2 protein-coding genes and 1 tRNA gene are annotated in these 8,699 nt (G+C 38.8%); 1 reads left to right on the forward strand and 2 read right to left on the reverse strand.

Features of this window, described 5'->3' with window-relative positions:
• Positions 1 to 57, reverse strand: a tRNA-Arg gene (locus tag Q0212_RS06950).
• An 87-nt stretch (positions 58 to 144) separates the two neighbouring features.
• Between Q0212_RS06950 and Q0212_RS06955 the strand changes: the two genes are divergently transcribed.
• A complete protein-coding gene (locus tag Q0212_RS06955) occupies positions 145 to 2,034 on the forward strand; it encodes an ATP-binding cassette domain-containing protein (RefSeq protein ID WP_297923924.1) in 1,890 nt (629 codons plus the stop codon).
• 148 nt (positions 2,035 to 2,182) lie between these two features.
• Here Q0212_RS06955 and Q0212_RS06960 read toward each other — a convergent pair whose 3' ends face one another.
• On the reverse strand, positions 2,183 to 7,261 hold the full coding sequence (locus Q0212_RS06960; protein ID WP_297923925.1) for a 3'-5' exonuclease: 5,079 nt from the start codon (positions 7,259 to 7,261) through the stop codon (positions 2,183 to 2,185).
• Positions 7,262 to 8,699 lie beyond the last annotated feature (1,438 nt).

The following is an 8,699-nucleotide window of genomic DNA, read 5'->3' on the forward strand; positions in this document are numbered from 1 at the left end:
GACAGGAATCGAACCTGTAATTGCCCCTTAGGAGGGGGCCGTTATATCCATTTAACTACGGGGAGAAAACGGCGGCAATTTTACCCAAAGTCATGATAAACCGCTACAATATACCACCTATTTTGTTGTTCTAGCCTCATCACCATGATTCAGTACCAAGACTTAACCTTGCGCCGTAGTGGCCGCGTATTATTTGCCAATGCCGCAGGCATGATTCACCCTTCATGGAAAGTTGCCTTAACAGGTGAAAATGGCGCAGGCAAATCTAGCTTTTTCTCTGCTTTATTAGGCGGTCTTGCACCCGATGCAGGCACATTATCACGACCACAAAGTTGGACAGTGGCACACATGGCGCAAGAAGTCACCGCATTAGGTCGTACTGCCATTGATTTTGTCTTGGATGGTGATAAAGAATGGCGACAAATTAATGATGCCCTCGAAACCGAACAAGACGACAATAAACTAGCCGATTTATATAGCGAATTTGACACCATTGACGGTTATACCGCGCCTGCTCGCGCAGCACAATTATTAGCAGGATTGGGCTTTAGTGAAACGGCACAACAAAAAACCGTTAGCGAGTTTTCGGGCGGTTGGCGAATGCGGTTAAATTTGGCACAAGCATTAATGTGCCGTTCTGATTTATTGATGCTTGACGAACCGACCAACCACTTAGACTTAGATGCGATTTTGTGGCTTGAAGATTGGCTCAATCGTTATCAAGGTACATTAATTTTAATTTCCCACGATAGAGACTTTTTGGATGCCACTGTTGGTCATATTTTGCATATCGAACAGCAAACCATGACTTTATATACAGGCAATTACACCACCTTTGAACGTACTCGTGCTGAACGTTTGGCACAACATCAACAAGCTTTTGAAAAACAACAAAGTGAAATGGCGCATTTGCAAAAATATATCGACCGTTTCCGCGCCCAAGCCACTAAAGCTCGCCAAGCTCAAAGTCGGATTAAACAACTCGAACGTATGGTGTTAATTGCACCTGCCCATGTTGACTCTGCATTTAGCTTTAGCTTTAGAGAGCCTGCGAAAATGGGTACACCACTGGTAAAACTAGATGCAGTAAATGCAGGTTATGGCGATAAAGTCATTGTCAATAATATCGATCTCAATATTAGCCCTGATACACGCATTGGTCTTTTAGGCCCTAATGGTGCAGGTAAATCGACTTTGATTAAAACTTTAGTCGGTGAACTGCCTTTATTAGCAGGCGAGCGCGTATGTAGCGAACATTTAGTGTTAGGTTATTTTGCGCAGCATCAAGTTGACCATTTAGATATGCAAGCTTCGCCCTTGTTAGCCCTAACCCGTATTGCACCACGTACCTCCGAACTCGAATTGCGTAAGTTTTTGGGTAGCTTTGGTTTTAATGGTGATCGTGTTACAACAACGGTTGAGAATTTTTCGGGTGGTGAAAAAGCCCGTTTAGCCTTAGCGTTAATTGTTTGGCAACGTCCTAATGTGCTCGTTCTAGACGAACCGACCAACCACTTAGACCTCGAAATGCGCCATGCCTTAAGTATGGCTTTGCAAGCCTTTACGGGTGCATTGATTGTCGTGTCGCACGATAGACAACTCTTGGGCAGTTGTTGTGACGAATTTATGTTGGTGGCAGATGGCAAAATTGATATTTTTGGTGGTTCATTAGTTGATTATGCCGCATGGCTGAAAGAGTGGCGTGCTAAACAAGATGTTAAAGTCGAAAGTACAGCAACTCGCCAAGAAAAACGCGAAGAGCGCCAACAAGTCAAAAGCACTGGCGATAATTTGCATATTTTGCGCCCTTTACGCCAACAAGCCGAAAAGTTGGAAGCCAAGTTTAATCGTCTCACCGAACAGCAAAGCCATTTGGCCAGCCAACTTGAAGATATGAGTCTTTATCAAGACAACAATAAAGATAAGCTCAAAAAATTACTGGCCGAAAAAAGTAAAGTAGATAGAGAGCTGGCAGAGGTAGAAGTCGCTTATTTACAAGCTTTAGAGGATTATGAATTGGCAGGTGGTAGTTAAAAAGGCTTACATGGTTATCGCTTATTTGCCCATGCCCTCCCCCCAATTTTCCCTCTAAGAGAGGATTGGGGGGAGAGTGTAAAACGCGCTTGTTTCGACTTCGGTCAACCGCGTAAGTCCTGACACCATTTAAGACGCCGATCTTTTTCTAAACACAATTTAATTTTAAACTTAGCCCATGCTCAGGAATGGCAATAAGACACTCATGACTATCAGGACTAAATTGCAACCATAAACAAGTTCCTTGTAATTGCCAAAAGCCATTTTCTGCTTGTTTACTTAGCCAATCGCCTTGTATTCGTTGGTTTTTTGGCCAAATAGACACCGTTTCGCCTGTTTTTTGATGTTCAATATTCAATCGCCCCTGACTGCGTACAATCAGCAAGCGGTAATCTAATAAATACAACTCCGTGACAGGCTGGCGTGTTGCTGGTAATAAAAGTATGTTTTGGCTATCTAAGGGCGTAACAGCGATAGTTGCCTGACGATTGTGATTATTGTCTATGTTATTGATATTATCGACTGCTTCAACAATCACTATTGGCTCAACAACAATGTCTGACTGATGATGATTATCAACCACTTCAACAGTTGCTATTGGTTCTGCAACCATTGTCGTATTAATCATGGCTTGCTGTTCAACATCGCTATTAGCTATCGCTTTCGCTATTTTTGTGGATATATTTTTAGGGATAGGAATAGGCTGGGGCGATACGCCTGTTGTGCTATGAGTATATATATTATCGGTTTTAGCAAAAAACTCAGATAACCCTGATAACAATGTCGTTGCTTGCATCATATCGCTAATTTCCGTTTTTTCTGTTTTAGCAAGCATCTCCGATAGCAAGCTAGTTGCTTGCATTACATCGTTGATGCCTTTATGCAAATAATCAACATCCACAGAGAGTGTATTTGTTAAACCTTGCTCATGAACAATGGCATCAGATAACGGTTTTTTGCTAAACGGTATTGCTAATGTTTGTTTGATGATTGGTTTGTCAATGACAGTGACAGCCTCAAGTGTTGGCTCAACCACCACAGAGCTAGATACGTTTTGGACTGGCTCTGTGACCAACTCTACTACTGGCTCTTGGGTTTCTGGTATTATTACGATGTCTTTTTTAATATCCAATACTTTATTCACAATATCTTCTTGCGTAGGTAGTGGCGGATATTGTGGAATATCGTCATAGTTATTAATACCCAACAAACGAGCTTCACGTCTAGCCGTGTTTTGATTTTGCTCCGCTTTTTGCTCTGTATCTCGCAATTTTGCTTCTAATTCTTCTCGCTCTTGCACTCGCGTACTTAGCTCAAGCTTGTCTTTGTAACGCGCAGATAATTTATAAAAATATTCTGCTTGCCGTAATTTACACGCCAACCAACGCCGTTTGGCATAATGGCTTTCGTTTTGATTATTTTCAAGGCATTCGTAAAACTGTAAAGCATCACTAAAACTCTGACTACGTTCTAATACAGCGCCTAACAAACGAGGATTTTTTATATCGGTACGCCACACATAACTCACTTCTTGAGAAACTTGCGAACTATGCCCCTTTTTAAAATGATTTTGTTTACTAACTTGTCTCACAACTTGTTGCAAAAAACGCTTTTTGATAAGTTGCAATATGGTTTGAGCATCTGGATTCAAATGGTCGTCAATTACCATTTGACTATAAGCGTCTGAATGCGCCAAGCCATACAATATTAACTCTATGTTTGCGGTTAATCCGTTTGCATCTTGTTCTGTTTCTTGGTTAAAAGCTTCTAGGACAGCACTCCAATCACCTTGCGTTGCTGCTCTAAAGATGCGTAATTTTGATAGCTTTTTAGCCCAACTTTTTTGATAATTGCTGTTCAGTTGTTGACTATACTCAATCAACACATCTAACAAATCTAAACGATACAAATTGAGCAATTTAGGATTAAATAGCGTAATGATTTCGTCTTGCTTTAGCATTTTAAAAACAATATCAATAATAAGCTGCCAATCATGGCTTGTTAATTCTTCTAGTTGTGTAAAATCAGCAAATTGTTGACAAATTGCCGTATTACGTTGCAAAACCACTAAAGCATCTAAATTTTTTGGAAAAGGACGACTGACAGCCACCGCTTCCGCATAACGAGGCATTGGTGGTGTTAATTTATATTGCTCTTTAGCTTTTTCCCACCAACGACAAGCCTCATCCATTACATTGGCTAAATAGGCGACCTCAGCAAAAATGGCAGGGTGAATCACTGCTGAAAAATAAGCATGACTATCAAGCAGCTTTAGTTGGTTATAGAGTTTTTTCCAATGTCTGTCGATTTTATCAAGTGGCAACTGTATCAAAATTTCAGTGAGTAAATTATGCCATGCTTTTTTATCATAGGTATTAGATGATAAAGGTAGTTCATGGTTAACCAGTTTGCGTATGATATTGACATAAGAAGCAATAGCACTAGTCTTTTTAATATAAAGCTCTAGCATTTCTTCGCGTAATTTATTTTCTATGTTTTCGGGGTGCCACGACTGTTCCATTGTTACATCATATAATTTTTGCCAGTCCTGTACACGCCAAAAACACTCAAACGCACGTTCATAATGTGCGGTTTTTTCAAACAATATACCCGCTTCATAATAATCTTCTGCAATATACTGCACTTCTGCCAAACAATATTGTTGTTGGTTATAATCCCCTAATTGCTCATACAAAGCAGCAGCTTGCCTTAACAAATAAGGGTCTTGATTAGCAGTACCTTCTTGATAAATTTTTGTGGCATTTTCAGTCATTAATAAAATCTGATTAGCATCAGGCGTAATATCTGCCAATACCGCTGCGCGTAGGCTGCCTAAATGCCCAACCCATGTTTCTTGCGCATTTGGTAAATTCATGAGTTGTAACGGAGATGATAATGGCTGCTGGAAATGTTGCCAAAATTGCTGATTATTTGTGGGGGAGTCAATAATTAAAAGCTGACTACGCGCACGAGTCACTGCAACATACAAACGATTTAAAAAGTATTCTTGCTGAATTTTTTGTTCAGCACTAATCAATGCTTTACCCGATAAATCTAAATCGGCTGGACAATCCGCAGCAAAGCCATAAATAACAACACGCTGAAACTCCAAACCTTTAGCGCGAATAACACTCATCGCAGGAATTGAAGTACTTCCATCTTCGCGCAAATGCAAATATTGCTTCAAAATAGGATTATTTTGAATATAACTTGTTTCTTGACCATCCAAACAGGGTAAAACAATCACCAAATCATATTGTTGAGCCAATTGCACGGTGAGCGTGTGATCTTGTGTGTCTATTAATATCACATCCCTCTGATTGGTAGATGTCTGCCAAGACTGTTGAGGCACAAGTGATTTAAGACCAAAAAGTTTTGCTCTTAAACCATGAATAATATTACTAAATTGAGCAATGGCAGGTGTGGAGCGAAAATTATAACTTAGCTCTCGATAATTAATATCTGATAGTGTTGCGTGTTGTGCAGGGTCAAGGGCAAAAATAAATTGTTCTACCACTTGTGCTTTAATTGTTTCCCAACGAAACCCCGTTGGATTCAGTGTTTGGAATTGATCACCTGCAAAAACCAATGGCACACGTTGTATTTGATTAGGGTACAGATGACGCGCCGAAAACAAGTTTAGCCGCAAAACAATTTGCACTTCGATACGAGTAAAATCCTGTGCCTCATCACAAAAAACTGCGGCAAAACGTGGCTTAACATAATATTGTTCAAGAACAAAACGTGCTAAGTCTTGGTCATCCCAATAGCCTTCTTTTTTACACAAAGGCTGATACCATTTTTCCCATACCTTTTCATAAATAGTTTGGTATAGCTCATCACTAACAGAACGCTGATCTTCTGCCAAATCAAGATAGTCGCTAGGTTCTAAATAATAATCGGCATTTAAGCCTTTAATATACGAACGAATAATATGCCAACATAAACTTGCAGGATACTCTTGCGTTGCTTGTGGTTGCTGACCAAATTTTTGCTCCCACAAACGCCTAAATCGACCATAATCCAACCATTTTTCACGACCAAAAAGGCTCTGCTGTTCTGTAGGCATCAACTTTAGCAAAAAGCCTCTAAACTCTAAGCAAACCGTTTTGATAATAGGTAGCCATGCTTGTTGCGGATTACATGCCAATAAAATTTGATTAATTGTCTCGGCGGCACGGTCAGTCAGTGTTTGATTACAAGTAAAATATACAGGGTAAATTGGTGGCTTTGATGGACATATTGCTTGATAAGCAAAATTAAGATAGCCACTAAATAAATACTGTAAAATCGTTGATTTACCACTCCCAGCACGACCATTAATAAATAATGGGAATGGACGTTCTTCTTGTAATGTAAAGTGTAAAATATGTGACTCTTCGGGAGAAAATGCCAAATTAGCAGCAAAATTATGTTGAACACTTAACCATTGATTAGGAATTTTTAATAACGATTGTGGGTAAACACGGCGAGCTGTACACACTAAAAACTTTTGAAAATCATGAATATTTAATGTCTCTCCTTTTTGCATTAAATCTTGAATTGTAAATACCAATTCCTTTGTGTTAAATGTGAGCAAACACACATGATGTTGCACAAAAGGCAGAATCCAAACTTCTCCTGTATCTACTTCGAGCAATAAACAGGCTGTTTTTTGATCCCATGCTGCCAATTGTTGACTGATTTCTTCTAATTGTTGTGATGAGCATAATTTTAGTCCGTGTTCTACCCACGACCAAGACTCATATACCATGTCTTTGATATTGCCATACTCATGATGATTTGCAGACGAGGGTACGGCATATAAAAATAAATCTTCCTCCTCAGAAGGTTTAACAAGACTCGGTAACGTTGGCTGTTGGCAACGCTCTTTTAACCACGTTATCAGTAATTGATGATCTGTCACTTGCTGATATAAAACATCACCTAAATCGCGTATTTGCAAATACAGCTTATGGTATTCTTTGTCACCACGCTGAAAAATATCTAAACACACTAAAACATCATGTGTTTCGCCCTCTATTTCATGGGACTCCAAACGACAAACCAAGCGTGTGTGACGATTACCTAAACGCTTTTTAACCCAAAAGGGATGAGGAAAAGCATCAAGCCGCCAAAATGCCTGTTCTCGCTCAATATCGGCAACTAATTGATCTAATGCATCTGTTAATTGGTGATTTTTTGCACGTTGTTGGCACTTTTCAGTAATATAAACAAAAATAGCCATGATAAAAATATCTCAACATAAATAAAAAGTTATAAAATTTTTTAAGTGTTTCACTGTGATTTTTGGAAATAATCTTGAGTAAATATGTAGCAATCCTAAATACATGCGTATTTAAAGATGGCTATTATTCAGAGGATTAAAAAGGTAGCTCAGAGCCTCAACGATGGTTGATTGTTGATGACTATATAAAACATTAATGCACAATACAGAGGATGCAGATATTTATTCCTTAACTTGTTAGCTTTTAAGCAAAAATCATCCATAAACATGATCATGACCATGACCTAAGTAGGAGTTGTTAATGCGGTGCTCATTTTAAGTATCGTTGTTAGTATAATGTTCGTAAATAGCCTTTATGGATTAGATTGTTCATTTTATGTAAGTACTCAAGACGAAGTTGTCTGTCTCTAGATTAACATCCATAAGATACCACGACTTGATTGCGTCCACTCGCTTTGGCTCTATACAAGGCTTTATCGGCACGCGCAAAGACATCTTTTAAGCTTTCAGTCACTTGATATTCAGCAACCCCAATACTAATGGTCACAGGCACAGAATAAAAAGCTTCATGTAAAGCTAACTCCTCGATATGTTGACGAATTTTTTCAGCAATACGCTCTGCATCATCTAAAGCACATTTGGGTAAAAATAAGGCAAACTCCTCTCCACCCCAACGACAAACCACATCCGACTCGCGAACGCTTTCACGCAAGGCTAAAGCAACTTGTTTTAATACCAAGTCACCTGTTTGATGACCATAACTATCATTAATACGTTTAAAAAAATCGACATCGGCAATCATCACACTCAAAGATTGTTGATGACGACGGCTATCGGCTAAAAGTCTTTCACTCACTATCTCAAAGGCTTGTCTATTTAACAACTGCGTTAAACCATCTAAACTTGCTAATTGTTTTAACTCACGTTGATAAAATCCAACGCTCATATTGGTTAATAAAATTGTAGCAATCACAATAAAACACAAAACAATCATATTGATATATAGAGTTTGTTTGACCTCTGCAATCGCTTCATCCTCTCGGCTTTCAACAAATAAATATAAACGTACTTCGGGCATATAACGAACATGCACTAAATATTTTTTACCATCCTTAGTTTTATATTGAATAATATTTGTTTGCCGTGCTAAAAGTTGTGCAGCATAATCCTTTAAACCATTAATTTGCCAAATAGATCGAGGGTCTTGTAAACGGTTATTGCCTGTTAAACGAATTTTGCCTTCACTATCCACCAAAAAAATATTCTTTTTATATTGTTGTTCATAGTGGCCTAATAATTGATATAAACGCTCCATGCTCACACCAACACCTGTTACTCCTAAAAACTGTTGTTGTTGATTAAACACCCTAAAATTCATAAAAATCGCTAAAGAGTTATTATTAGAGATCGGAAGAGCGTCGTGTAGGGAAAGAGTGTC

Source organism: uncultured Agitococcus sp., assembly GCF_937920075.1.
Classification (GTDB): Bacteria; Pseudomonadota; Gammaproteobacteria; order Pseudomonadales; family Moraxellaceae; genus Agitococcus.